Here is a 24,056-nt window from a genome sequence, read left to right as displayed (position 1 = left end):
CGCTCGGCGGCCAACCCCCGACCACCTTCCGCGAGCAGTGGATCACCAACCAACCCGCACTCTCATAACCACTGGACCACCAAACGGGGCCCAGTCAGGACGGCGACGCGGACGGTGTGGAGTCGTTGAAGGCGTTCAATGCGGTCGACGGGATCACGGTGATGGGTTGGGTGAAGATGACGGGTGAGAACCCGAGTCCCGATCCGTCGGCGGGTGAGCCGGGCGCGCGGTACAACTCGGTCGGGTTGGCCGGGGTGTTGAGTGGCGATTCGGACGGCCACGATGTGCGCGCGTTGTTGGAGTTGATCGAGGTCGACGGCGAGATGCGATTGGTGGCTCTCGGCCGGCGTCTGGACGGCGGTGAGTCGCAGATGTTCGCCGCGCAGCAGGATTGGCGTGAGCTGCTGCCGCAGGGCGAGTGGGTGCATCTGGCGGCGACGTTCGACTACACGTCGGGCGAGATGGCGTTGTATCGCAACGGCGAGCCGGTGCCCGGTTTCTACGTCAAGGACGGGGATCCGTGGCAGGTGGACGGTTCGCCGTCGAGTGCGACGAACCCGCGGGGCATCAAGATCGGCGGTAGTTATCCGCAGAACGATGCGGAGAAGAATCCGTGTAACTGCCGGATGGATTCGTTGATGTTCCTGGACAAGGCGGCGACCCCCACGACGATCGCCGATCAATACGCAAGGTTCCAAGCCAACTGACCCACCCGCCACCCGAAGCTCCCGAGGGCCCGATGGTCGCACTCAACGCAACCAAAGGGCCCTCGGGAGCCCCCACCCCGACGCAGGATGCCAACACGGCGACGTGAGGTGCTGACACGGCGACGCGAAACGCTGACACGGCGACGTGAGGTGCTGACACGGCGAGGAACGGAGGCCGGTGAGCGCAGCGAACTCGGCCGAACCCCCACACCCAACGCAAGGAAACGAACGAAACGCAACCACAGGCAGGGGGTCCGGGGGCGGAGCCCGCCGGTCTGGGGGTGTGGGGGCTGGGCCCCCACAGTAATAAAGAAGGAGACCCCCGCCCACGCATTCCGTGGGCAGAGGTCTCCCTCCTTCGTCGGGGTGGCGGGATTTGAACCCACGACCTCCTCGACCCGAACGAGGCACGCTACCAAGCTGCGCCACACCCCGATTGGTGCTGCATCTGTTCGATGCTGTTCACCGGGAGAGTTCCCCGGTGAGCGGGTCGCCGACTAGTTTAGCGGACCTCGCTGCGCGCCTTGCGGCGGGTGGTCCTTCGGGTCCTGGTGGCTTTGCGGGACGGGTCGGTGCCGCGGGGCACGAGGGTGAGCAGGGTGGCTTCGGGCGGGCAGGCGAATCGTGCCGGTGCGTACGGCGAGGTGCCGAGGCCCGCGGAGACGTGCAGCCACATGTCGGAGCCCCAGCGGGAGATGCCGCGGGCGCGGGAGCGGTCGAGTTCGCAGTTGGTGACGAGTGCGCCGATACCGGGGATGCGGAGTTGCCCGCCGTGGGTGTGGCCGGCGAGGACGAGGTCGTAGCCCTCGGTGGCGAACGGGTCGAGCACGCGCGGTTCGGGCGAGTGGGTGATGCCGAGTTTGAGGACGATCTCCTCGTCGACGGGTCCGGCGATCTCGCTGAAGCGGTCTCGGCGCAGGTGGGGGTCGTCGACGCCGGCGGCGAAGATGCGCTGCCTGCGACGTCGAACGTGGTGCGGTGGTGGGTGAGGTCCTGCCAGCCGTGTTCGAGGAACGCGGCGCGCAGGTCGCGCCAGGGCAGGTGGTTGCCGTGGATGCGTTTCTTGCGGCCCTTGGGCATGAGGTAGCGGGCGGGATTCTTCGGTTTGGGCGCGTAGTAGTCGTTGCTGCCGAAGATGAAGATGCCGGGCCGTTCGAGCAGCGGGCCGAGCGCGTTGAGCACGGACGGCACGGCTCGCGGGTGGGCGAGGTTGTCGCCGGTGTTGACGACGAGGTCGGGTTCGAGTTCGTCGAGTTCGGCGACCCAGCGTTGCTTGGACTTCTGCCCGGGCAGCATGTGCAGGTCGGAGATGTGCAGGATGCGCACCGGGTAGGCGTCGTCGTCGAGGACGGGCAGCTGCCCGGTGCGCAACGTCCAGTTCCTGCGTTCGATGCCGACGGCGTAGGCGAGCGTCGCTGCTCCGGCGGCCGCGGTGGTGGTCAGGAGGCGCTTCAACGGATTCTCTGGACTCTCTTACTCGTAGCGCGGGCTGGCGCTGGGCAGCGGCCGTTCGGGCTGGCCCTCGAGGATCTGGTTCATCGCGGTGTACCAGGTCCGCGCGGGTGTCCGGCCACCGAAGATGTTGCCGTTGCCTTCGCCGACGGAGTAGACGTTGCCGGGTCCGCCGTCGACGATGCCGCCCGCCGGGTTGTCGGGCTTGAACACCATCGACGCGCCCGCCATCTGCGGCGTGGCGCCGACGAACGCGGCGGAGGCGTTCGACTGGGTGGTTCCGGTCTTGCCGATCATCGGCCGGGTCCAGCCGACGTCGGAGGCGGCCGCGGCGGAGGTGCCGCCGTTGACGCTGTCCTGGCTCATGGCCTCGGCGAGGCTGTTGGCCAGGTCCTCGTTGACGGCCTGTTCGCAGGGCTCTTCCTCGATCGACACGGGCTGGCCGTTGCGGTCGGTGACCTCGGCGATCGGGGTCGGCGGGCACCAGGTGCCGCCGCTCATGATCGTCGCGGCGACGTTGGCCATCTCGAGCGGGTTGGTGGGGCTGACGCCGAGGGTGAACGCCGGCATGCCGCGTGAGTTCTCCCGCGGACCGTAGAACTCGCGCTGCTCCATGCCCCACGCGTTGCTCTCGTTGCCCGCGTCGACGGGTCCGCCGTTGGCGGCGTTGGACGTCATCGTGCTGCGCATGCCGAGGCGGTAGGCCATGTCGAGGACGGGCCGGATGCCGGTGCGGTCGAGCAGGTGCACGAACGTGGTGTTGGGCGAGGTGGCCAACGCCGTCTGCAGGTTCATGTTCGCCGGGTAGCTGTCGCTGGCGTTGCCGACGGTGTAGGGCTGGCCCGCGTTGGTGTACCGCGACGAGGTGTACGAGCCGGGAGAGGGCAGCGAGTCGAAGATGCCGAGGCCCTGTTGCATGGCGGCCGCGGCGGTGAAGATCTTGTACGCCGAGCCGGCGCCGGTCACGTTCGCGGTGCTGGAGGGCAGGGCGTAGATGGTCTGGCCCGCCTCCTTGTCGATGCCGTAGTCGCGGTTGGCCGCGAGCGCGACGACCTCGTGCCGGTCCTTGCCGGGCGTGACCAGTGACAACGTGTTGGCGACGTTGTCCTGCGTCTTCGACACCTGCTCCTCGGCGGCGCGTTTGGCGATGCGGTTGGCCTGCCGGTCGAGGGTCGTGCGCACGGTGTACCCGCCGCTGTAGAGCTCCTCCTTGTCCATGCCGTGCGTCGTCAGGTAGTCCTCGACGTACTGACAGAAGAAGCCGTGCTCGGGACCGGCGCCGACGCAGTTGGCGGCGGGCTTGTTCGGCCCGCCCGGCACGACACCCAGCGGCTCGTTCTTGATCCGCTCGGCGTCCTCCTCGGCGAGCTTGCGGTTGTCGACCATCGAGTCGAGCACGATGTTGCGCCGCTGGGTCGCGGCCTCCGGGTTGCTCCACGGGTCGTTGACGGCCGGGTTGTTGACCATGCCGGCCAGCAGCGCGGACTGCTTGACGTCGAGCTGGTCGGGCGTGGTGTCGAAGTAGGCGCGCGCGGCGGCGCCGACGCCGTAGATCTGGCGGGAGAACTCGACGACGTTCAGGTACCCGGCGAGCAGCTCCTCCTTGCTCATCCGGGTCTCGAGCTGGATGGCGATGCGCGCTTCCTTGAGCTTGCGACCGATGGTCTGTTCCTGTGCGCGCTGCTGCCCGAGCTCGTCGTCGCGGTGGATGACGTTGATCAGGTAGTTCTTCACGTACTGCTGGGTGAGCGTCGAGGCGCCCTGCGTGTCGCCGCCGGAGCTGTTGCTGACCGCGGCGCGCAGCGTGCCCTTCCAGTCGACGCCGTTGTGCTCGTAGAAGCGGCGGTCCTCGATGGACATGAGCGCCCACTTCATCGCGTCGGAGATCTCGTCCGGGGCGGTGGGCACGCGGTACTGGTCGTACAGCGTCGCGATCGGCTCGCCGTTCTTGTCGGTGATCGTCGTCAGCTGGGGCGGCGGTTCGTCCGCGAGTTCGGCCGAGGTCGACTCGACGGTCTCGCTCGCCTGGTTGGAGATGACACCGGCGAGCCCGGCGACGGGGAACAGGACGCCCGCGACCAGGACGCCGGCCAACAGGCAGAGTCCGAACATCTTCAGCAGACCGCTTCGATTGCGCACGTGACCAGGGTACGCATTCGGGACGTGACGTGCGGGTTGGCTCGGCCCGCCTCCCCCTGGCAACCCGGTCTCACCCGGATGGCGGATTGGTAGGGACCGCACAGTCGCTCGGGGTGAAACGTTGTAGACACCTGTGGTTGACCGTCAGGTCATTCGCGAAAAGAAATCCCCAATTCGTCGCTTGGCGGGGGAACCGACCACGCCTACAGTCCGTCAACACCTCACGAGACGGCGCTATCAGGGGAAGCGCCGTTGGAGGGACCGTGAGAGCACGAACGACAGGGTAGGAGCTGGGGGTTGTGATGAGCACCAACCAGTCGAGCTGGCGGATCCAGGCGTTTTGCAGGGACACCGACCCGGACGGGTTGTTCGTCCGCGGCGCCGAACAGAACCGCGCCAAGGTCATCTGCATGGGGTGCCCCGTGCGGACCGAATGTCTCGCCGAGGCCCTCGACAACCGGATCGACTTCGGTGTCTGGGGCGGGATGACCGAACGCGAACGTCGGGCGCTGCTGCGCAAGCGTCCCGAGGTGGACAACTGGTCGGATCTGTTGGAGTCCGCCAAGCGCGAGTACGAACCGGCCGCGAGCGGCTGACGGCGAACCGTCGCGGGCCCTCGGGGTCCACCGGTTCGCCAGGGTTCGGGTGGGACGCAGTGTCGCGTCCCGGCCCGGCTCACCCGCCGGCCAGGCGGGCCCCGATGTCCCGTAGCCCCGCGAGGTCGTGCACGTCCGTGGCCAGCGCGGGCACGCGGGTCACCGGCACGTCCGGATGCGCGCGCGTGAAGCGCTCGAGCAGACGCGTCTCCCGCCGGGCGAGCTCGACACGGTCGGCGTGCAGGCGCAGCACGGCCGCGGCCAGCGGCGCGTTGGCGCCGCCCTTCTCCAGCGATTCGGCCGCCGCGAGCGCGTCGTAGGCGGTCAGGTCGGCCAGCACCGGATGCGTCCGGTTGGCCACGAGCCCGGCCAGCGGCATCGACTCCTCCGACAGCCGTTCCACGAAGTAGCTCGCCTCGCGCAGGGCGTCGGCCTCCGGGGCGGCCACGACGACGAACGACGTCCCGGCCGAGCGCAGCAGCTCCTGCGTCTTGGCCGCGCGTTCGCGGAAGCCGCCGAACGTCGAGTCGAACGCCTGCATGAACGCCGACGCGTCGGCCAGCAGCTGCCCGCCGAGGATCGTCGACACGGCCTTGGCGAACATCGACAAGCCCGCGCTCATCACCTTGCGCAGACCCCACGTGCCCGCCCGCGCCGGGCCGGTGAGCAGGCGGATCATCCGCCCGTCGAGCGCGGCCGAGAGCCGGTTCGGCGCGTCGAGGAAGTCGAGTGCCGAACGGCTCGGTGGGGTGTCGACGACGATCAGGTCCCAGTCGCCGGTCGCCGCGAGCTGGCCCAGCTTCTCCATCGCCATGTACTCCTGCGTTCCGGAGAACGACGTGGAGATCGTCTGGTAGAAGGGGTTGCTCAGCAGCTGCTCGGCGCGTTCGGGGCCCGCGTGCCGCCGCACCATGTCGTCGAACGTGCGGCGCATGTCCAGCATCATCGCCCACAGCTCGCCGTCCGGTTCGAATCCGTCGACGGTGACCTGCCGCGGGTGGTTGCCGAGTTCGCGCAGGCCGAGCGCCTGGGCGAGCCTGCGGGCCGGGTCGATGGTCAACACCACCGTCTGCCTGCCGCGTTCGGCCGCGCGCAGTGCCAGGGACGCCGCGGTCGTCGTCTTGCCGACACCACCCGAACCGCAGCACACGACGACCCGCGTGTCCGGGTCGTCGATCAGCGCGTCGACGTCGAGGTCCTTCGCCGGAGCCACGTCAGCGCACCCCCTGCGCGCGCAGCGACTCGGCGAGTTCGTACAGCGCGGCGACGTCGACGCGCCCGACAGCTCCCCGAGCTCCAGCGACGGCAGGTCGCTCTCGGTGAGCTGTTCCCGCGCGGCCTGTTCGGCCTGGACGCGGCTCGCGTGCTCGACGGTCTCGGCGACGAGCCCGTCGAGGGTCTCGTCGGACAGGTTCAGACCGGCCGCCACCAGGCCCTTGCGCATGCGCGTGGCATCGACCCGGCCGTCGGCGGCCGCGGTCACCGACCGGGCGGGCAGCCGCGGCGGGCGGACCCGATTGATCAGCACCGCACCGGGCCGCAGGTCGGCACCGTCCAGTTCGGCGACCGCCTCGAGGCTCTCGCGCACCGGCATCTCCTCGAGCAGTGTCACGATGTGCACCGCAGTCTCACCGGAGTGCAGCAGCCGCACGACGCCGTCGGCCTGCGACCGGATCGGACCGGTCTTGGCCAGGTCGGTCAGGGCCCGCGTGACGTCGAGGAACTTCACCACCCGGCCGGTGGGCGGGGCGTCGACCACCACGGCGTCGTAGAAGTGCCTGCCGTCGGAGTCGGTGCGCCCGACGCATTCCTTGATCTTGCCGGTGAGCAGGACGTCCCTGAGTCCCGCGCGAGCGTCGTCGCGAACTCGATCGCGCCCATCCTGCGCAGCGTGCGGCCCGCGAAACCCAGGTTGTAGAACATCTCGAAGTACTCGAGCAGCGCCGCCTCGACGTCGATGTGCAGCGCCCGCACCTCGCCGCCGTTCGGCGCGGACGCGATCCGCTGCTCGGCGTACGGCAGGGGCTCGGTGTCGAACAGCTGCGCAAAGCCCTGGCGCCCCTCGACCTCGACCAGCAGCACCCGCCTGCCCAGTCCGGCGAGCGCGAGCCCCAGGGAGGCGGCGAGCGTCGTCTTGCCAGTGCCGCCCTTGCCGGTCACGAAATGCAGCCGGGTTCGGGCGAGCTCGTCGGTCCAGCCAGCAAGCGTGGTGGTCACGCCGAGCAGCGTAGGACATCAACTCGCCAACGCCAGCACGGCGACGATCACGGTCACGACGCCCGTCAATCCCCACGCGACGGCGGCGGGCAGCACCGTCAACGCGAGTACGCAGGTCAGGGCCAGCGCGGTGACGCCGACCAGGCCGGTGACGCCGACCGCCTGCCCGCTGCCGGTCTTCTCGCGCACGCGCGCCATGACGATCAGCACACCGATGAACCCGACGATGCCGAGCAGAGCGCTCGCGATGATCCGCCACGTTTCCACGCGCCGGACACTACTGGCAGTTGCCGTTTAGGGTGACGGCCATGAGTGCCACGAAGTGGGAGTACGCCACGGTTCCGCTGTTGATCCACGCGACCAAGCAGATCCTCGACCAGTGGGGCGAGGACGGCTGGGAACTGGTGACCGTCCTGCCCAACCCGAGCGGGGAGCAGCACGTCGCCTACCTGAAGCGCCCGAAGGACTGAGGCCGGCCATGACCGCCAGCAGCAAGCTCGCCGAACTCGGCATCACGCTTCCGGCCGTCGCGGCCCCGGTCGCGTCCTACATCCCTGCCGTGCGCACGGGCGCGCACGTGTACACGTCCGGCCAGCTGCCGTTCGTCGAGGGCGCGCTGGCGGCCACCGGCAACGTCGGTGGGGAGGTCAGCCCCGAGGAGGCCAAGGCGCACGCGCGGACGGCGACGCTGAACGCGCTGGCCGCGGTGCACGACCTCGTGGGCATCGACGCGGTCACCCGCGTCGTGAAGGTGACGGGTTTCGTCGCCTCCGCGGAGGGCTTCAACGGCCAGCCCGCGGTGATCAACGGCGCGTCCGAGCTGCTCGGCGAGGTCTTCGGCGACGCGGGCGCGCACGCCCGGTCGGCCGTCGGCGTCGCGGAGCTCCCGCTCGGCGCCCCGGTCGAGGTCGAACTGATCGTGGAGGTGGCGTGATGCTGGATCCGGACGTCGAGCAGGCGTGTCACGAGCTGTTGCTGCGGTTGTCGGGTCGGCTGCCCGACAACCTCGTGTGGCGGTTCCGCGACTGGCTGGGCGAGGGTGCGGCGAGCACGCTCGCGCGCGTCCTGCCGAAGACTTTGCTCAAGCACAGAGTCGACCTGGACCAGGCGGAGTACCGCTTGATGGTGGCCGGGCTGATCCCGCACGGGGCGGACTGGCACCAGGTCAGTTCCACGCTCGGGGTAGACGCACCGTCAGAGAGCGGGTACACATTCACCGCGAGTACACCTAATTGGGTGAACTCCGTCGATTCGGCAGGCGCCGTGATCGACGCAACGTTGCGACGGCGTCCCGAAGTGGGTGAAGTTCGGGAAGCATGGCGACAGGAGCGCGGGACCGGCCCTGAGGGGGCGAAGCGAATCCTGCTCGTCACCGCGGTGTCCGGACTGCCCCGGTTGACCGGCGAACTGCAGCGGGTCCTGCGCGTGCTGGGCGACGAAGCCCCGTGCGTGGAGGTGCTTCCCGTCAAGTTCGAGCTTCCGGCCTACCACTCCGAAGCGCTCGCGAACTCGAGATTCGTGTGCGCGGGAGCGGCCGGCGCCGGTCAGCAACTGGTACCCGCATAAGCGCTCGCGGCCGGCGGGCGAGAGGGAGGAGCGGCGAATGGTGGACGTTCCAGGGTCGACCGGGTTCCCCGGCGACCACGACGGCTTCGGCGTCCCGCTGCGCCTGTACAACGTCCTGCTCGGCCTCGCCGGCAGGCTCGACGACAGCGCGCTGTCCGAGGCGCGAGAACTCGTCGCCCGCTCACATCTCGACGACGCCGCCGAGCTCACCGTCGGTTCGCTGATCGCCGGTCGCATCCCGGTGCGGCCGGGCGAACAGCGCGAACTGGCGCAGCTGCTCGAGATGAGCCGGTCCGAGCCCACGCTCGCCGACCAGCTCACCGTCGTCGACGACATCGCCGCGACCGAGCACCGCTTCAGCAGGGAGGACGAGCCCGACGCCGGCATCGGCGAGGCGCTCGACCGCGTGCTGCGCGTGCTGCCCGACCTGCGTTCGGTGCACGCCGTGTGGCGCTACACGCCCGCAGGCGCCGTGCCCGGCCCGCTGCCGCAGCGGGTCGTGCTCGTCGACATCGGTCCCGAGGCGCATCCGCCCGCCGTCGCGTTCCGCGTCGCCGACGCGCTGCGCAAGGCCGGTATCGGCGCGGTCGTCGAGGTCACCGGTGCCGGCTCCGAGCGCAGCGCCTACCACGAGGGCGCGCTCTCCTCCGGCGTTCCGGTGTGGCTCGCCGGGCCCGACACGGCGCGGGACTCCGCGAGGGCAGACTTGGTAAGAGCCGAGCCGGCTCGTTCTGAGCCGGCACGGGCCACCGGACCCGCCAGCGTTCCCCCGCCCCCGCCCGCCGAGCCGGAGCCCGCCCCGGTCCCCGAACCGGCACCGGTGCCCGAGCCCGCGGTCTCGACGCCGGCACCGTCTTCTTCCTCCTCCAGCTGGACCGCGGCGCCCCCGTCGTCGGGCGGCCGTCGCGAGGGCCGTCGTTCGCTGCGCACCGAGGACAGCGGCGACCTCGGCCACGGCGGCGATCTGAGCGACGCGTCCGGCGGACAGCTGCCCGCCGAGGACCAGGGCGGTCAGGTCGTCGCGTTCCCCCAGCCGTCGCCGGAGGCCGAGGAGGACAACCGCTCGGCCGACACCACGGAGATGTCCCGCGCCGAGGTCGCCCAGCTGCGCGCGGCGATCGCACAGGACAAGGACAAGGGCAAGGCCCTCGCGTCCGCGGACCTGAGCACCGACGACCTCGCCAACATCCCGGACCTGAACCTCGACGACCCGCAGCTCACCGACCGCGACCGCAAGCTGCTGCGCGAACTGCACGCCGAACTGGCGCACCGCGAACGCGCGGAGGCCGAGCGGCAGCGTTCCAACGGCACGAACGGCCCGGCCGCGAACGGGAGCTGACCCACGCCGAACGTGGGTCACAGCGGGCGCGTCCGGCGGTATGTTGCAGGACGTGTCGACGAACCGTGCTGCGTGCGATGGTGCCGCCTCCTCGAGCGACGTCTCCGGTAACGGTGCCTCGGGGAACGGTGCTCCGGGGGATGTCGCTCCCGGGAATGTTGTCGTCCCGCGGGACGCCGCGACGGTGATGCTGGTGCGGGACACCCCGGACGGCGTCGAGGTGTTCCTGCAGCGACGGGTCGCGGCGATGAAGTTCGCCGCAGGCATGACCGTGTTCCCCGGCGGCGGGGTCGACGAGCGCGACGCCGACGCCTCCCTCTCGTGGGCCGGACCGCCGCCCGCGCGGTGGGCGGACTGGTTCGGCTGCGACGAGGCGATGGCGCGGGCGCTCGTGTGTGCGGCCGTGCGAGAGACGTTCGAGGAGGTCGGCGTACTGCTCGCCGGGCCGGGCCCGGACGGGATCGTCGCCGACACCTCCGGCTACGCCGACGCGCGGGCGGCCCTCGTCGCGGGCGAGCTGTCGCTCGCGGCCTTCCTCGCCGACGCCGGCCTGACGGTGCGCGCCGACCTGCTGCGCCCGTGGGCGAACTGGGTCACGCCCGAACAGGAACGGCGCCGCTACGACACCCGGTTCTTCGTGGCCGCGCTGCCCGACGGGCAGGTCGCCGACGGTGCGACGTCGGAGGCGTCCGAATCGGGATGGCGCACCCCGGAGGGCGCGATGGCCGATGGCCGCGCCGGCCGGAGCATGTTGATGGCACCGACGTGGGCGATGCTCGAGGACCTCGCACGCTGCGCGACGGTCGCCGACGCGCTCGCCGTCGACCGGACGCCCGTACCCAAGCTCATGCCGACACCCGTCGAGGGCAGCGGCGGTGGCATGGTGCTGGTCGAGCTGTAGTCCGGTGTGGGACCGGGACCGGAAGTGGCTCTGTGAACGGAGGTTCGATGACTGGTGGTGTCGTGCATCCCGCGTACGGGACGCGGCGGGAGGTGACGTCGGCGGCGGCGGTGGTGCTCGAGGAGAACCCGTCGCACATGACGCTCGAGGGCACGAACACGTGGATCCTGCGGGCACCTGCCGCGGAGGCGAGCGTGGTGGTCGATCCCGGGTACCTGGACACCGAGCACCTCGAACGGGTCGTGGCCGCGGCGGGCGACGTCGAGCTGATCCTGTTGACCCACCACCACCCGGACCACTCCGACGGTGCGCCGTGGCTGGCCGAGCGGACGGGCGCGCCGGTGCGTGCGTTCGACCCGGGGCTGTGCCGGGACGGGGATCCGCTGGGGCACGGCGACGTCGTCCGCGCGGCCGGGCTGGAGCTGACCGTGTGGCACACGCCGGGGCACTGCGGTGATTCGGTGACGCTGCGGTTCGACCACGACGGGACGACGCACGTACTGACCGGCGACACGGTGCTGGGCCGCGGGACGACCGTCGTCGAGGACATCGGCGACTACCTGCGGTCGCTCGACCTGCTCGGCACGTTGCCCGCCGGTGCGCTGGGGCTGACCGGGCACGGCCCGGAGCGGCCCGACCTGGTCGACACGGTGGAGCAGTACCGCAGGCACCGGCAGCAGCGTCTCGACGAGATCCGCACGGCACTGGAGACGTTGGGTGCGGACGCGTCGCCGAGGCAGATCGTCGAGCACGTCTACGCCGACGTCGACCGCTCCCTGTGGCCGGCAGCCGAAAGCAGCGTCACCGCCCAACTCGCCTACCTCCGCCCCTGACCCGAGGTGCTCCCGAGGCCCCATAGTCGCGTTGAACGCAACCATGGGCCCTCGGGAGCTTCCCCCGTCAGGCGTTGACGAGGGTGTCCTCCCGGGTGGGGGTGTGGGGGCGGATGGTGCGGCGGAAGAGGGCCACGCCGGCCGCCAACACGACGGCGATGGCGCCCGCGGCGAGGAACGCGGCGGGCGGACCCGCGTGCTCCACGAGGTAGCCGCTCACCGACTGGCCGAACGCGATGCCCAGCGTCACCGACGTCAACACCCACGCGAACGCCTCGGCGGCCGTGTCCTTGGGCGCGGTGACCTCGATCGTCGTCGAGTGGGTCGTCGACTGCGGTGTGATCACCGCGCCCGCGGCCAGCATCGCCAGCGCCAGGCCCCACAACGTCGACGGCCACGCCATGAACCCCACCAGCAGGCCGAACGCCGCCAGCAACGTCGGCACCCGCACCGGCAACGTCCGCGGCCAGGGCCGGAGGCTGTAGGCCACGCCGAACGCCACCGAGCTCACCGACCACAGCGACAGCAACAGTCCGCCGAGCGCCACGTTGCCCTCCGCGTCGGCCGCGGCGGGCACCGCGACCTCGACAAAGCCGATCACGACCCCGAAGCCCAGCACCGCCACGGCGAGGGTGCGCATCCCGGGGCTGGCGAGCGCGCCCAGCATCGACGTCCCGGCCTGCCGGTTCGGCCCCCACTCGCGCACCGCGGGGCTGAGCGCGAACACGACCGAGCCGACCGCCATGCACACGCCGCCGATCACGAGACCCGTGCCCGGCCACGGCAGCGCGATGAGCAGCCCCGCCAGGCCCGGGCCCAGGATGAAGAACGTCTCCATGCTGATGGCCTCGTACGAGAAGGCGGCCTCGCGCGCCGGTCCCGCGGGCACGAGCCTGGCCCACAGGGCACGCGACGCCGATCCGGTTGCGGGCTGGAACAGGCCCAGCGCGACACCGCACGCGATCATCACCGGAACGGGTGCATGCAGCTCGATGGTGACGACGAGGAGTGTCAGCGCGGCCACGAACAATGCGGTGACCACCAGAAGTGGGCGTGTCGGCCCGAAGCGGTCGATGATCCGCCCCTGCACGACCGAGCCGAACGCGACGCCGACGAGCACTGCGGCCGACACCAGACCGGCCACCGCGAAGGTGCCCGTCTCGTGCTGGACGTAGAGCAGCGCGGCGATGCCGATCATCGCGATCGGCAGCCTGGCGAAGATCGACGCCACCGCCGGCCTGCGCGAACGCGGTGTGGTCAGCGCGCGGCGGTAGTCGGCCAGCGATGTGCGGCCGTGGGATTCGGGACGGCTCTCCCGTTCGGAGTGGGACACGCGTACCAGTATGGCACGCCCGTACCAGACTGCTGTCTGGACCGGGTCCAACCGGTCACCCCGAAAATCAGGTGCATAAGCCGCCCGATCCGGGTATCCATATCTCGGTTGGGTAACAGAACAGCGATTTCGGGCATCTATCGCCGCCCTTGAGCGTCCTTGAGGGTGAAGACCCTTGAACAGCAGGGTGGGGGTCGTGCGATCGTTGAATCAGTCGGCGAGTCTCGCGTCATGAGGCTCGAAATCACGAGTCCCACCCATGACGGCGGAGACGTCGGCTCGAGGCTAAGTCCATTGCTTGGACGAGGTCGAGACAGCGCCCGCACAGGGTCGCCAACTGCATAAACTGGATACCAGCAGCTGCTCGCAGCTGCGGCCACAGTCTCCCTCCGGGTTTCGGGTCGGGGCCTTTCAACCGGAGGGCGGGGAGCGTGGGCTGTCGGGGGATGGTCCACGCACAGGCAAAGGGCCGGTGCGCCACGTCGGGGGTGGCGCCCGGCCCTTTGTCATGTCTGCGTGTCGCGGGTGTGCATCTGCGAACGACTCATGTACCGAGTATGCGCCGTCCGCCGGTGCGGCTGGTCGAATCCCTGGTCAGCGGGCGCGTCGCGCGAGCCGCTCCGGGTCGAGGATCAGCACGCTCTTGCCCTCGAGGCGCAGCCAGCCGCGGTGGGCGAAGTCGGCGAGCGCCTTGTTGACCGTCTCGCGCGAGGCGCCGACGAACTGGGCGATCTCCTCCTGCGTCAGGTCGTGGGTGACCCGCAGCAGACCGGCCTCCTGGCTGCCGAAGCGCTGCGCCAGCTGCAGCAGCGCACGCGCCACACGGCCAGGAACGTCGGTGAAGATCAGTTCCGCGACCATGTTGTTCGTGCGGCGCAGCCTGCGGGCGACGACGCGGAGCAGCTGCTCGGCAATCTCGGGGCGCGTGGAGATCCACTGCCGCAGGGCGGAGCGGTCCATCGTCACGGTGCTGACCTCGGTGACGGTGGTCGCCGTCGAGGTGCGCGGCCCCGGATCGAAGATCGACAGCTCGCCGAACATGTCCGACGGGCCCATGATCTGGAAGAGGTTCTCCCGGCCGTCGGCCGACTTGCGGCCGATCTTCACCTTGCCCGACTTGATGATGTACAGCTTGTCGCCGGGCTCGCCCTCGTTGAAGATCACGTGGCCACGCGGAAAGTCCACGGTCTCCAGGGTCTGCGCGAGCGCTTCGGCCGCAGCCGGCTCAACGCCCTGGAAAATGCCCGCCCTGGCCAGGGTCTCGTCCACCTCGTGCCTCCTTTGAGAAGCGACCATCGCACCCATCGGCGGGAGCGTGGCGCCGGTCACTACGTGCAGTGTAGGGCGTGCCCTCAAGATCGCTTCCCGGCTCGCCGATGCGCCGTAGTGGTCCCCCGTCCTGGGTGACGTACACGGCATCACCCGGCGCTGGGCGCTGCCTGACACAGCTCGTCGAGACCGTACAAGGGCGATCTCCGACCGGAAAGTTTAACCCTGGCGTAACTGTCCCCGGCCACCGCCTCCGCCCGGGTGTCGCGAGGGCACAGCGGGTGGTGAACCGACTACGGGCAGGTCACAGGGCCGCTTCCCGGTCGGGTGCGTCAGTCCGGCGACCGGGTCGACTGCGCTGTCGACCCCGCGGCCGAGTCGGACCCGTCCGGGTCGGCCTGCGCGCCGGATCTGCCGCGCCGGTTCTTGCCGAACCGGCCGCCGGCGCGACCACCGAACCGCCGGAGGCGGAACAGCTCGAGCGCGCGGCCGATGCCGTGGCCGTAGAGGGCTCGCACCTCCTCGGGCTTGGCCTGCTCGAGGAACTCCTCGACCTCCTCGCCGCGCACGGACACGTGCTGCAGTCGGGTTTCGACGCGTTCCATGCCCAGTGCGAACAGCATGACCGCCACGGGCACCGCGATGACGAACCAGACGGTCATGTCTCTCCATAATCCGGCGGTCTGGGGCACGTCCTGCGAGTCCGGAAACTCCTCGGCCTCACGGCTGACCCGGCCTGGACCGAGCCTAATCAAGCGCATGCCCATCCTGTCGGAGGCCGCACGTAGGCTAACGATGTGTCGTCAGCGGTTCCGGACCACCCCCGAAAGGCTGAAAGCGCGCAGGCCGATCGCCCGCCGAAGGGGAGTCCCCGAAAGAGTGCTGCCCGTGCGCGCTCGCGTGCCGAGGAGAGCCGGCTGTCCTTGGTGCGCCGCGCGCGACGTATGAAGCGTTGCCTCGACGAGGCGTATCCAAACGCCGAGTGCGAGCTGGACTTCACGACGCCGCTGGAGCTGTTGGTGGCCGTGATCCTGTCGGCGCAGTGCACCGATGTGCGGGTGAACCGGACGACGCCTGCGCTGTTCGCGCGCTACCGCACGGCCGCCGACTACGCGGGCGCGACCGCGCCGAGCTGGAGGAGTACATCCGGCCGACCGGCTTCTACCGCAACAAGGCCACGTCGCTGCTCGGGCTGGGCGCGGCGCTGGTGGAGCGGCACGACGGCGAGGTGCCGAACAAGCTCGACCAGCTCGTCAAGCTGCCCGGGGTCGGCAGGAAGACCGCCAACGTGGTGCTGGGTGAGGCGTTCGGGCTGCCGGGCATCACGGTGGACACGCACTTCGGCCGGCTCGTCCGCCGCTGGGGCTGGACCGCCGAGGAGGACCCGGTCAAGGTCGAGTTCGCCGTCGGGGACCTGTTCCCGCGCAAGGACTGGACGATGCTCTCGCAGCGCGTCATCTGGCACGGCAGGCGGATCTGCCACGCGCGCAAGCCCGCGTGCGGCGCGTGCCCGCTCGCGCGCGACTGCCCCGCCTTCGGCGAGGGACCCACGGATTTCGACGAGGCCGCGGCGCTGGTCAAGGGTGACGAGCGCGAGCACCTGTTGGCGTTGGTGTCGTCGTCGTGACCCCGGCGATTCGATGGACGCTCGTGGTCGGCGTGCTGGCGCTGGCCACGCTCGCCGCGCTGTTGCCGGTGGTGAACTCGTCCGACGAGCGGGGCGGGGGCGAGGACCTCGGCCCGGTGCGCGCGGCGGTGGACGTGCAGCCGTGCCCGGAGGGCGAGGTGCCGGCGCGGGACCTGCGCGGGGTCGAGGCGGTGTGCCTGGAGGACGGGTCGACCGTGGACGCCGGTGACGTCGCCGGCGCGGACGGCCGCCCGACGTGATCAACTTTTGGGCGACGTGGTGCCAGCCGTGCCGCGAGGAACTGCCGCTGCTCGACGACTACGCCGACGAGCCGGGCGCCGCGCGCGTGCTGACGGTGCAGGTCGCCAGCGGTGAGCGGGAGGGCCTCGAACTGCTGCGTGAGCTCGACGTCGACCTGCCCGGCCTGTTCGACGGCGAGGGCGAGAGCGGTCCCGTGCGCGAGGCGCTGTCGGTGCCCCGCGCGCTGCCCGCGTCGTACCTGGTGACGCCGGACGGGCGGGTGGAGCTCGTGCGCGATCCGAGGCTGTTCACCAACGCGGAGCAGATCCGCGAGGCCGTGAATGCTGTCGAGGACGCAGATGCTGTGGATGGCGCAGAGTCCGCCGAGAGCGCCGGGCAGGGCGGCCGATGACGCTGGAGACCACGGGACCGCTCGTCGACCCGGCGGACGTGCCGACCTGGCTGGCCGGGCTCGTCGAGGCGACCGCCGGCACCGAGGCCGCCGCGTTCACCCGGCTGACCGTCCCGGACGGCGAGGACCCGCGCGCCGCGTCCGTGCTGGTGCTGTTCGGCGAGCACGCCGACCACGGCCCGGACGTGCTGTTGCTGCGCCGCGCCGACACGCTCGGCTCGCACGCGGGTCAGGTCGCGTTTCCCGGCGGCGGCGCCGAGGAGGGTGACGACGGCCCGATCGGCACGGCCCTGCGCGAGGCGGAGGAGGAGACCGGCGTCGAGGTGTCGGGGATCCGGCCCGTGGCGTTGCTGCCGCGGCTGTACATCCCGGTGTCGCGGTTCGCGGTGACGCCGGTGCTGGCCCACTGGGCGGAGCCGTCGCCGGTGCACGCGGTCGATCCGGGTGAGACGGCCGCCGTGGCACGCGTGCCCGTCGCCGAGCTCGCCGATCCCGCCAACCGCTTCCTGGTGCGCAGCCCGGACGGCCGATTCAAGGGCCCGGCGTTCACGGTCGGTGAGCTGTTCGTGTGGGGGTTCACGGCGGGCGTCTTGTCCGCATTACTCCGACTCGGTGGTTGGGAACGCCCATGGGATGACAAGGACGTGCGAGACCTTGACGTAGCGTGGGCGCGGCACATGGAGCGTGGAACGAGCCGGGAGTGACGGTGAACTGGGTCGACGTGCTGGTGGTCGTGCTGGCACTGCTTGCAGCGGTGTCGGGCGCCCGGCAGGGAGTTCTCGTCGCGCTGCCCGCATTCCTCGGTGTCGTGGCCGGCGCGTTGCTGGGTATCGAGCTCGCGCCGATGTTGGTGGACTCGTTCGACGAGCCGGCCGCGCGGGTGGCGATCGCCGTGGGCACCGTGGTGTTCCTCGTGGCACTCGGCGAAACCCTGGGTGTGTTGGCGGGCAGTCAGCTCAAGAACCGGGTGCGTTCACCCAAGTTGTCCAGTGTGGACAGCACGTTGGGGGCGATCGTCCAGGGTGTCGTGGTGTTCGTCGTGGCGTGGCTGATCGCGCTGCCGTTGACGAGCGTCGCCGCGATGCCCGGACTGGCCAGGGCGATCAACGACTCGTCCGTGCTCGGCGGCGTCAACAACCTGATGCCCGACGCCGCGCAGGGACTGCCCGGCGAGCTGCGGCAACTTCTCGACGCCTCCGGATTCCCATCCATTGTGGATCCGTTCCAGCAGGCTCCGGTGCGGGAGATCTCGCCGCCGGACGAGAACCTGCCGGCCAGCCAGGTGGTGCGCGAGGCGCAGCCGAGCGTGCTCAAGATCCGCGGCGTCGCCTCGACGTGCGCCCGCTCCCTCGAGGGCAGCGGTTTCGTCGTCGCGCCCGACCGCGTGATGACCAACGCGCACGTCGTCGCCGGCACCGACCAGGTGGCCGTCGAGACGCCGCAGGGCCGGATCGACTCCACGGTCGTGCACTACGACCCGGGTACCGACCTCGCCGTCCTCTCGGTGCCGGGGCTCGAGGCGCCGACGATGGACCTGCGCGAGCAGTCCGCCGTGGAGGGTGACGACGCCATCGCGCTCGGCTATCCGCTCGACGGCCCGTACACCGCGTCGTCGTTGCGCATCCGGCAGCGGATCAACCTGCAGGGCCCCGACATCTACGACGCCAACACCGTGGTGCGCGACGTGTTCACCGTGCGCGGCCAGGTCCGCAGCGGTAACTCCGGCGGGCCGATGATCGACCGCGAGGGCAATGTCATCGGCGTCGTGTTCGGCGCGTCGGTCGAGGACCCGGACACCGGCTTCATCCTCACCGCCGACGAGGTGCGTGAGGAGTACGAGCGTGCGCCGGCATACAGCGGCGAGGTCAGCACCGGCCCCTGCACGTCCTGAACTGGTCATCCCTCGCGCGGGCGAGGAGAATGCGTCGATGACGACAGGTGATCCGCTGACCGTGACCCGCGGCGGCGTGGCGCTGCAGGCCTACCTCCACGGCGCCGGGGCCGGCCCCCTGGTCGCGTTCGTCCACGGCGGTTTCCTGGACCGGCACATGTTCGACGGCCAGATCGGACCGCTCGTCGGAGCGGGTCATCCGGTGCTGACGTGGGATCTGCGGGGACACGGCGAGTCGGGCGCCCGCGGACCGCACCGGCCGTCGGTCGCGGAGCTGAGCGCGGACCTGCTCGCCGTGCTCGAGGCGACCGGCCACACCGCACCGGCCGTCCTCGTCGGACAGCCCCTCGGCGGCATGATCGCCCAGCACGTCGCCTTGACCGCACCGGAACGCGTCGCGCGACTCGTCACGATCGGCGCGCCGTGCATCAATCCGGACGACGACCGGCTCCGCAGGCGTGCCGCGATGCTGTGGCGCGTCTCGGGGCTGGTCACCGGGCTGCTACCGACGTCGCTGATCCGTAGCCGGCTGGTCACGGGTACGGCCGTCACGCCGGAGGCGCGTGACTACGTGCGGTCCGTCGTCGACCGGGTGACCAAGGACGACTTCCGGTGGCTCGTCGAGGCCTCCCGTGACGCGGGCCGCGGCCTCGGCGGACGCCGCATCACCGTCCGGCAGCTCATCACGCGCGGCGAGCGGGACACCAGCGGCGCCGGCCGGCTGACCGCGCTGACGGCGGCGCACTGGGTCGCGCGCGACCCCGACGCGCGCTCCGAGGTCATCCCCGACGCCGGCCACCAGGCCCATCAGGACAACCCGGAGGTGTTCCACCGCCTCCTGCTCGACTTCCTCGCCGACCCGACCGGCACCGGCGCCGCCGACACCGCCGCGCCGTGACCCCGGTGGCGGGGCCCGGCGCGGCGGCGTCTGCTCAGGCGGTGTCTGCTCAGGCGGTGGTGAGGTCCCGGCGGCGGAACGCGGCGGCTCCCGCGGCGACGAGCAAGGCGCCGATGCCGGTCAGGATGCCCACCGCGAGCCACGCGACGTCCTCGGCCGGGTGCTGGCCGACGTGCTGGAACGGCGAGGTGTCCAGGATCGCCTGGTCGAACTCCAGCATCTCGCCGAACAGGCTCAGCACCGTGCCGTAGACGAACACGATCCACACGAGCCCGACGAGGCGCGGCGCGAGTCCGTACAGGGCGATCGCCAGGCCGAGGAAGAGCCACGCCGCGGCGACGTGCACCGCGTTCCCGAGGACGACCGGGCCGAGCAGGCTCCAGTCGCCGGTGCCGATCACCGCACCGAGCCCCTGGGCGATGCCGGCGAGCACGAGCAACCACAGCGCGCCGGCCGCGGTGACCACGGTCCACGAACCCAGCCAGGACGTGCGGCTCACGGCCGTGGCGAGGACCGGTTCGGCGCGCACGCCCTGTTCCTCGCCGCGCAGCGACTGCACGGACACGATCACGTACGCGGCGATGATCAGGGCGAAGTAGATGCCCATGAAGCCCAGGTAGCCCTCGAGGAGGCCGTCGGCCCCGCCCATGATGGAGACGATCTCCTCGGGCATGTCCGCCGCGCCCTCGCGCATGGGCTCGGCGAAGGCACCGAAGGTGAGGCCGGCGAGCACCATGGCCACGGACCAGCCGATGATCGACGGACGCTGCAGCCGGTACGCCAGCGCGAGTGGGCTGCTCAGCCACGTGGCCGCACGTGCCGCGCCGAGCCGGTCCGGCAGGACGCCTGCGGCGAGGTCCCGCCGCGCCTGCAGGGCGTAGCCGACCGCGGCGCCGGCGACGGCGAGCGCGACCGACAACAGCAGCGGCCACCAGCGGTCCAGCGTGAACGGCGCCGTCTGCTGTGACCACCCCAGCGGGGAGAGCCAGGACAGCCAGCTGAGACCGCCGTCCTGCGCGGTCGACATGTCGCCGATGCCGCGGAGGACGAACGCCGCCCCGAGCACCGCACCGGCGATGCCGGACCCGGCGCGCGAGAACGCCGACAGCTGCGTGGTGATCGCGCCGATGCCGGCGAACGCCAGACCCGCCGCGCCGATGCCGGCGCCGATGAGCAGCGACGGTCCCGCCTCGGGTGCCGGCTCGATCGTCGACCCCATCGTGACCAGCGCGGTCAACCCGGCGACCAGCAGGCTCATCAGGGTGGCCATGATCAGCGCCGCGGTGAGCTGGGAGTGCCGGCCGAGCACGTTCGCGCGCACCAGCTCGGCCCGTCCGGTCTGCTCCTCGACCCGCGTGTGCCGGGACAGCGTCGTGATCGACATGAACGCGGTGCCCAGCATCAGGTACAGGACGTAGAACCCCGCCAGGAGCCGGGCGACGGTGATGTCGTCGAACCCGTAACCGGGCCCGCCGATCAGCGCCATCACCGGGTTGGCGGCCATCGTGGCCATCCCGGCCAGGCTCTCGGCGTCCATGACGGCGGCGATCGCGTTGGCGAAGTAGGCCCACAGCGCCGTCAACGCGAGCACCCAGACCGGCAGGCGCACGCGGTCGCGGCGCAGCATGAAGCGCAGCAGGGTCCCGGTTCCGGTCAGCGAGCCGTGCTGGCGGGCGGTGGCCTCCGGTGGCGCCGTGGCGCCACCGGAGCGTTCGGTGGTGGTCGTCATGATGCGACCTCGTTCCTGGACGAGCGGGCCTTGTCGAGCGTGCCGGAACCGTTGGTACCGGCACCGTGGCTGCCGTCGTTGCCGTTGCCGGCGGCGCCGCCCAGTTCGTCGCCGTAGTGCCGGAGCAGCAGCTGCTCCAGCGTCGGCGGCGTGGCGGTCAGGGCCTGCACGTCGTGGGCCGCGAGGTCGCGCATGATCACCGGCAGGTGCTCGGCGTCGACCTCGAACCGGGTCTGCTGACCCTCGGAGTGCAGGTCGTGCACACCCTGCCGGCGGGCGAGCTCGCCGAGCGGCTTGTCGGTCAGCACGGTCACGGTCGTCCGGGACAGGTGCCGCAGGTCCTGCAACGTGCCCGACTCGACGACCGTGCCCTTGCGGATGATGGAGATCCGGTCGGCGAGGATCTCGACCTGCGCCAGGATGTGGCTGGACAGCAGCACCGTGACGCCCGCGTCCTTGGCCTCGCGGACACACTCCTGGAAGGCGACCTCCATCAGCGGGTCGAGGCCCGCGGTGGGCTCGTCGAGCAGCAACAGGTCGACGTCGGAGGCCAGCGCGGAGATCAGCGCGACCTTCTGCCGGTTGCCCTTGGAGTAGGTCCGGCCCTTCTTGCGCGGGTCGAGGTCGAACCGCTCGATGAGCTCGTCGCGCTTGGCCGTGTCGACCCCGCCCCGCAGTCGGCCGAAGAGGTCGATGGCCTCCCCGCCGGTGAGGTTGGGCCACAGCTCGACGTCGCCGGGCACGTACGCCAGCCTGCGGTGCAGCGCGACGGCGTCCGTCCACGGGTCGCCGCCGAGCATGCGCACGGTGCCGGAGTCGTGGCGCAGGATCCCCAGCAGGATCCGCATCGTGGTGGACTTCCCGGCGCCGTTGGGCCCCAGGAAGCCGTGCACCTCCCCGCGCGCGACCTCGAGGTCGAGGCTGTCGAGGGCGGTCACCTTGCCGTAGGTCTTGGTGACGCCGGAGATGTCGATGGCCGGGGCCTCGCCCCTGGCCGGTCCGGTGGACGACATTGTCGACCTTCTTTCTGACGTGAAGTCTCTGGTGATGTTCGCGAGGCGTCTCGCGTGGTCTGTGGATGTGCGCCTGCCCGTGAGTCGGGCCTTGCCGGGTCAGGCGCTGTCGGAACCGGCGGTAGCGGTTCTGGCGGTATCGGAGGCGTCCGTGCCGGGGCCTGCGGGCGGGTCGCTGTCGCTGAGCGGCTCGTTGCCGGCCATGTAGGTGTCGAGCAGGGTGCTGTCGGTCAGCAGTCCTTGGGTGTACAGCTCGAGGGCCGGCAGCATCAGCTCGTGGGTGGTCTCCCGCCAGAAGGCCGCGTCGAGGTCGCCGAGCTCCTTGTCGGCCATCAGCACGGACTGGAGCATCCAGCCGAGCGAGACCGAGAAGGTGAGCTTGACGCGGGCCCGTTCGTCCCGGCTGGGCAGCATGATCCCGGTGCGGACGCCCTCGGCCATCCAGCGCTCGGCCTCGTCGTACATGTCGGTCAGGAGGTTGCGTGCCGCATCGCCGCCGGTCATGAGGCTGCGCACCATGTAGCGGATGAGCGGCTGGAACTCGTCCAGCATCGCCATCTGCGTCAGGAACGTGGCCCGCAGATCGGCCGAGCGCATGGCCTCGGTCTTGTACAGCTGGGTCACGTCAACGACGTATTCGTCGCAGGCGCGGCGCAGGTCCTCCTTGGAGTCGAAGTGCTTGAGGATCGCCGGCGCGCTCACCCCGACGTCGGCCGCGATCGCGCGCAGCGAGGCGTCGAACCCGTCCTTGCCGAACCGGTCGACGGCGGCCTCGAGGATGCGGGTCCGGGTGTCCGGAACGCCCTGTGGTGAACGCATGTAAACCACGGTAAATGCGTGTTCACCACGAACGCAAGTGAATTGGCGACACGACTGGGTCATGCCAGGTCAGCAGGGTTGTCGGACGCGGGGGAACGCGCGTGTGAGAGGTCTTGGGCGGTGGGCCGGTCAGAGGCCGGAGAGGAAGTCGACGAGCTCCGCCGACGTGCGCTCGGGCGCCTCGAGATGCGGGAAGTGCCCGACGTCGGGCAGCGACACGAACCGCGACCGCGGACCGCGCCACGGCGTCGAATCGCGCGCGGTCGCCGGCAGGACGCACGGATCGGCCTCGCCGTGCAGCTGCAGCACCGGCATCGTCACGCGGGTGTCGACGTCCTTGCGGAACCGCCTGCCCTCGCCGCGGAACTGGGCGCGGAACGCCCACCGGTAGTACTCCAACGCGCTGTGCGCGACCCCCGGAACGCCCATGGCGTGGCGCAGCGGCTCGGTCGTGGCGACGAAATCGTCGGTGTCGCGCCACTGCGGCCCGGCCCAGCGCCGCAGCAGGGCGCTGAGGTTGGCCGCGTCGTCGGCGGTCAGCCACTTCTCGGGCGCCATCGGCACCTGGAACCGCAGCAGGTGCCGCATCGCGCGGGCCTGCGCGCCGCGCCTGCCCAGCGGAACCCGGCTCACCGCGGTGCGCAGGGCCAGTGGATGGGCGGCGCCGAGCACGCTCACCGACCGCACGACACGCGGCCGCATCGCGGCCACCGACCAGGCGAGCAGCCCTCCCCAGGCGTGGCCGACGACGTGGGCCGAACGTTCGCCGAGCGCGCGGATCAACCCGGCGACGTCACCGGCGAGCGTCCACGCGTCGTAACCGCGCGGCGGTTTGTCCGAGTCGCCGTATCCGCGGAGGTCGACGGCCACCACGCGGTATCCGGCGTCGGCAAGGTGGCGCAGCTGGTGATGCCACGACCACCACAGGCCGCCGAACCCGTGCAGCAGCAACACGGGTTCGCCCTGGCCAGCCTCGGCCACGTGCAGCAGGATGCCGTTCGCCGACACGTCGCGATGCGTCCACGGCCCGGGAGTTCGGACGGTCGACGGGTCGGGCGGGGTCACTTCCGGTATG

The 24,056-nt window shown here is 70.9% G+C and carries 22 protein-coding genes, 1 tRNA gene and 4 pseudogenes; 14 read left to right on the top strand and 13 right to left on the bottom strand.

Features of this window, described 5'->3' with window-relative positions:
• The first annotated feature begins 116 nt into the window (after positions 1 to 116).
• Positions 117 to 707, top strand: coding sequence for a LamG domain-containing protein (locus BJF85_RS03475; RefSeq protein ID WP_255375358.1), 591 nt, complete (start codon positions 117 to 119; stop codon positions 705 to 707).
• Positions 708 to 1,068: 361 nt separating this feature from the next.
• On the opposite strand, the gene BJF85_RS03470 is transcribed toward BJF85_RS03475, so the two are convergent.
• The 3 genes and pseudogenes from BJF85_RS03470 to BJF85_RS03460 all read right to left on the bottom strand — a co-directional run bounded on the left by BJF85_RS03470 (position 1,069) and on the right by BJF85_RS03460 (position 4,298).
• Positions 1,069 to 1,142: transfer RNA gene (locus BJF85_RS03470), tRNA-Pro, on the bottom strand.
• A 67-nt stretch (positions 1,143 to 1,209) separates the two neighbouring features.
• Positions 1,210 to 2,162, bottom strand: a pseudogene (locus BJF85_RS03465) (metallophosphoesterase).
• Positions 2,163 to 2,180: 18 nt separating this feature from the next.
• A complete protein-coding gene (locus tag BJF85_RS03460; protein WP_139320439.1) occupies positions 2,181 to 4,298 on the bottom strand; it encodes a transglycosylase domain-containing protein in 2,118 nt (705 codons plus the stop codon).
• A gap of 302 nt (positions 4,299 to 4,600) precedes the next feature.
• On the opposite strand from BJF85_RS03460, the gene BJF85_RS03455 reads away from it, so the two are divergent.
• Positions 4,601 to 4,894 carry a WhiB family transcriptional regulator gene (locus BJF85_RS03455; RefSeq protein ID WP_075845719.1) on the top strand — a complete coding sequence of 98 codons (294 nt, stop codon included), beginning with the start codon at positions 4,601 to 4,603 and terminating at the stop codon, positions 4,892 to 4,894.
• Between the two features lie 79 nt (positions 4,895 to 4,973).
• On the opposite strand, the gene BJF85_RS03450 is transcribed toward BJF85_RS03455, so the two are convergent.
• The 3 genes and pseudogenes from BJF85_RS03450 to BJF85_RS03440 form a co-directional block, all read right to left on the bottom strand.
• Positions 4,974 to 6,107: an ArsA family ATPase gene (locus BJF85_RS03450; protein WP_075845718.1), complete on the bottom strand. Its 1,134-nt coding sequence runs from the start codon at positions 6,105 to 6,107 to the stop codon at positions 4,974 to 4,976.
• 1 nt (position 6,108) lies between these two features.
• Positions 6,109 to 7,111, bottom strand: a pseudogene (locus tag BJF85_RS03445) (ArsA-related P-loop ATPase).
• 18 nt (positions 7,112 to 7,129) lie between these two features.
• On the bottom strand, positions 7,130 to 7,378 hold the full coding sequence (locus tag BJF85_RS03440; protein ID WP_075845717.1) for a hypothetical protein: 249 nt from the start codon (positions 7,376 to 7,378) through the stop codon (positions 7,130 to 7,132).
• 41 nt (positions 7,379 to 7,419) lie between these two features.
• Between BJF85_RS03440 and BJF85_RS27045 the strand changes: the two genes are divergently transcribed.
• From BJF85_RS27045 to BJF85_RS03410, 6 genes are all read left to right on the top strand, one after another.
• Entirely contained in the window at positions 7,420 to 7,581 is a 162-nt protein-coding gene (locus tag BJF85_RS27045; RefSeq protein WP_005466698.1) for a DUF4177 domain-containing protein, read from the top strand.
• A gap of 8 nt (positions 7,582 to 7,589) precedes the next feature.
• The gene (locus BJF85_RS03430; RefSeq protein WP_075845716.1) at positions 7,590 to 8,045 is read left to right on the top strand and encodes a RidA family protein; all 456 of its coding nucleotides are present in this window, start codon (positions 7,590 to 7,592) and stop codon (positions 8,043 to 8,045) included.
• A gap of 2 nt (positions 8,046 to 8,047) precedes the next feature.
• Positions 8,048 to 8,677, top strand: a complete 630-nt coding sequence (locus tag BJF85_RS03425) for a hypothetical protein (protein ID WP_075845737.1) — start codon at positions 8,048 to 8,050, stop codon at positions 8,675 to 8,677.
• A 37-nt stretch (positions 8,678 to 8,714) separates the two neighbouring features.
• Entirely contained in the window at positions 8,715 to 10,016 is a 1,302-nt protein-coding gene (locus BJF85_RS03420) for a hypothetical protein (protein WP_075845715.1), read from the top strand.
• Positions 10,017 to 10,203: 187 nt separating this feature from the next.
• Positions 10,204 to 10,917, top strand: a complete 714-nt coding sequence (locus BJF85_RS03415) for an NUDIX hydrolase (protein ID WP_075845736.1) — start codon at positions 10,204 to 10,206, stop codon at positions 10,915 to 10,917.
• Positions 10,918 to 10,964: 47 nt separating this feature from the next.
• Positions 10,965 to 11,750 (top strand): MBL fold metallo-hydrolase, encoded by a 786-nt coding sequence (locus BJF85_RS03410; protein WP_075845714.1) that lies wholly within the window; start codon positions 10,965 to 10,967, stop codon positions 11,748 to 11,750.
• A 67-nt stretch (positions 11,751 to 11,817) separates the two neighbouring features.
• Here the strand turns inward: BJF85_RS03410 and BJF85_RS03405 are convergent, their stop codons facing one another.
• The 3 genes and pseudogenes from BJF85_RS03405 to BJF85_RS03395 all read right to left on the bottom strand — a co-directional run.
• The gene (locus BJF85_RS03405; RefSeq protein WP_075845713.1) at positions 11,818 to 13,083 is read right to left on the bottom strand and encodes an MFS transporter; all 1,266 of its coding nucleotides are present in this window, start codon (positions 13,081 to 13,083) and stop codon (positions 11,818 to 11,820) included.
• Between the two features lie 594 nt (positions 13,084 to 13,677).
• Positions 13,678 to 14,352 carry a Crp/Fnr family transcriptional regulator gene (locus BJF85_RS03400; protein ID WP_030532150.1) on the bottom strand — a complete coding sequence of 225 codons (675 nt, stop codon included), beginning with the start codon at positions 14,350 to 14,352 and terminating at the stop codon, positions 13,678 to 13,680.
• 434 nt (positions 14,353 to 14,786) lie between these two features.
• Positions 14,787 to 15,014, bottom strand: a pseudogene (locus BJF85_RS03395) (hypothetical protein); the annotation flags it as partial.
• Positions 15,015 to 15,296: 282 nt separating this feature from the next.
• Here BJF85_RS03395 and nth point away from each other — a divergent pair.
• The 6 genes and pseudogenes from nth to BJF85_RS03370 all read left to right on the top strand — a co-directional run bounded on the left by nth (position 15,297) and on the right by BJF85_RS03370 (position 19,420).
• Positions 15,297 to 15,979, top strand: a pseudogene (gene nth / locus BJF85_RS03390) (endonuclease III).
• A complete protein-coding gene (locus BJF85_RS31040; protein ID WP_369822064.1) occupies positions 15,976 to 16,239 on the top strand; it encodes a hypothetical protein in 264 nt (87 codons plus the stop codon). Before nth ends, BJF85_RS31040 begins: the two are co-directional and overlap by 4 nt.
• Entirely contained in the window at positions 16,236 to 16,631 is a 396-nt protein-coding gene (locus BJF85_RS31035) for a TlpA family protein disulfide reductase (RefSeq protein WP_369822063.1), read from the top strand. The genes BJF85_RS31040 and BJF85_RS31035 overlap by 4 nt, the downstream gene beginning before the upstream one ends.
• Positions 16,628 to 17,335, top strand: a complete 708-nt coding sequence (locus BJF85_RS03380; RefSeq protein ID WP_075845712.1) for a CoA pyrophosphatase — start codon at positions 16,628 to 16,630, stop codon at positions 17,333 to 17,335. The genes BJF85_RS31035 and BJF85_RS03380 overlap by 4 nt, the downstream gene beginning before the upstream one ends.
• Positions 17,336 to 17,337: 2 nt before the next feature.
• Positions 17,338 to 18,522 (top strand): MarP family serine protease, encoded by a 1,185-nt coding sequence (locus tag BJF85_RS03375; protein WP_075845735.1) that lies wholly within the window; start codon positions 17,338 to 17,340, stop codon positions 18,520 to 18,522.
• Between the two features lie 37 nt (positions 18,523 to 18,559).
• Positions 18,560 to 19,420 (top strand): alpha/beta fold hydrolase, encoded by an 861-nt coding sequence (locus tag BJF85_RS03370; protein ID WP_075845711.1) that lies wholly within the window; start codon positions 18,560 to 18,562, stop codon positions 19,418 to 19,420.
• Between the two features lie 49 nt (positions 19,421 to 19,469).
• Here BJF85_RS03370 and BJF85_RS03365 read toward each other — a convergent pair whose 3' ends face one another.
• The 4 genes from BJF85_RS03365 to BJF85_RS03350 form a co-directional block, all read right to left on the bottom strand.
• A complete protein-coding gene (locus BJF85_RS03365) occupies positions 19,470 to 21,149 on the bottom strand; it encodes an ABC transporter permease (protein WP_075845710.1) in 1,680 nt (559 codons plus the stop codon).
• Positions 21,146 to 22,162, bottom strand: a complete 1,017-nt coding sequence (locus tag BJF85_RS03360; protein ID WP_083665883.1) for an ABC transporter ATP-binding protein — start codon at positions 22,160 to 22,162, stop codon at positions 21,146 to 21,148. Before BJF85_RS03360 ends, BJF85_RS03365 begins: the two co-directional genes overlap by 4 nt.
• Positions 22,163 to 22,261: 99 nt before the next feature.
• Entirely contained in the window at positions 22,262 to 22,981 is a 720-nt protein-coding gene (locus tag BJF85_RS03355; protein WP_075845709.1) for a TetR/AcrR family transcriptional regulator, read from the bottom strand.
• A gap of 129 nt (positions 22,982 to 23,110) precedes the next feature.
• Positions 23,111 to 24,046 (bottom strand): alpha/beta fold hydrolase, encoded by a 936-nt coding sequence (locus BJF85_RS03350; RefSeq protein WP_075845708.1) that lies wholly within the window; start codon positions 24,044 to 24,046, stop codon positions 23,111 to 23,113.
• Positions 24,047 to 24,056 lie beyond the last annotated feature (10 nt).

The sequence above is a fragment of the Saccharomonospora sp. CUA-673 genome, assembly GCF_001942305.1.
In the GTDB taxonomy this organism is placed as follows: Bacteria; Actinomycetota; Actinomycetes; order Mycobacteriales; family Pseudonocardiaceae; genus Prauserella.
This window is presented reverse-complemented; position numbering and strand designations above follow the sequence as displayed.

Bases quoted from the DNA above. Each gene is read 5' to 3' on its own strand.
- BJF85_RS27045 (WP_005466698.1), top strand. From the start codon at position 7,420: ATGAGTGCCACGAAGTGGGAGTACGCCACGGTTCCGCTGTTGATCCAC.
- BJF85_RS03455 (WP_075845719.1), top strand. From the start codon at position 4,601: ATGAGCACCAACCAGTCGAGCTGGCGGATCCAGGCGTTTTGCAGGGAC.
- BJF85_RS03380 (WP_075845712.1), top strand. From the start codon at position 16,628: ATGACGCTGGAGACCACGGGACCGCTCGTCGACCCGGCGGACGTGCCG.
- BJF85_RS03415 (WP_075845736.1), top strand. From the start codon at position 10,204: ATGCTGGTGCGGGACACCCCGGACGGCGTCGAGGTGTTCCTGCAGCGA.
- BJF85_RS03360 (WP_083665883.1), bottom strand. From the start codon at position 22,162: ATGTCGTCCACCGGACCGGCCAGGGGCGAGGCCCCGGCCATCGACATC.
- BJF85_RS03420 (WP_075845715.1), top strand. From the start codon at position 8,715: ATGGTGGACGTTCCAGGGTCGACCGGGTTCCCCGGCGACCACGACGGC.
- BJF85_RS03370 (WP_075845711.1), top strand. From the start codon at position 18,560: ATGACGACAGGTGATCCGCTGACCGTGACCCGCGGCGGCGTGGCGCTG.
- BJF85_RS03410 (WP_075845714.1), top strand. From the start codon at position 10,965: ATGACTGGTGGTGTCGTGCATCCCGCGTACGGGACGCGGCGGGAGGTG.
- BJF85_RS03430 (WP_075845716.1), top strand. From the start codon at position 7,590: ATGACCGCCAGCAGCAAGCTCGCCGAACTCGGCATCACGCTTCCGGCC.
- BJF85_RS03355 (WP_075845709.1), bottom strand. From the start codon at position 22,981: ATGCGTTCACCACAGGGCGTTCCGGACACCCGGACCCGCATCCTCGAG.
- BJF85_RS03365 (WP_075845710.1), bottom strand. From the start codon at position 21,149: ATGACGACCACCACCGAACGCTCCGGTGGCGCCACGGCGCCACCGGAG.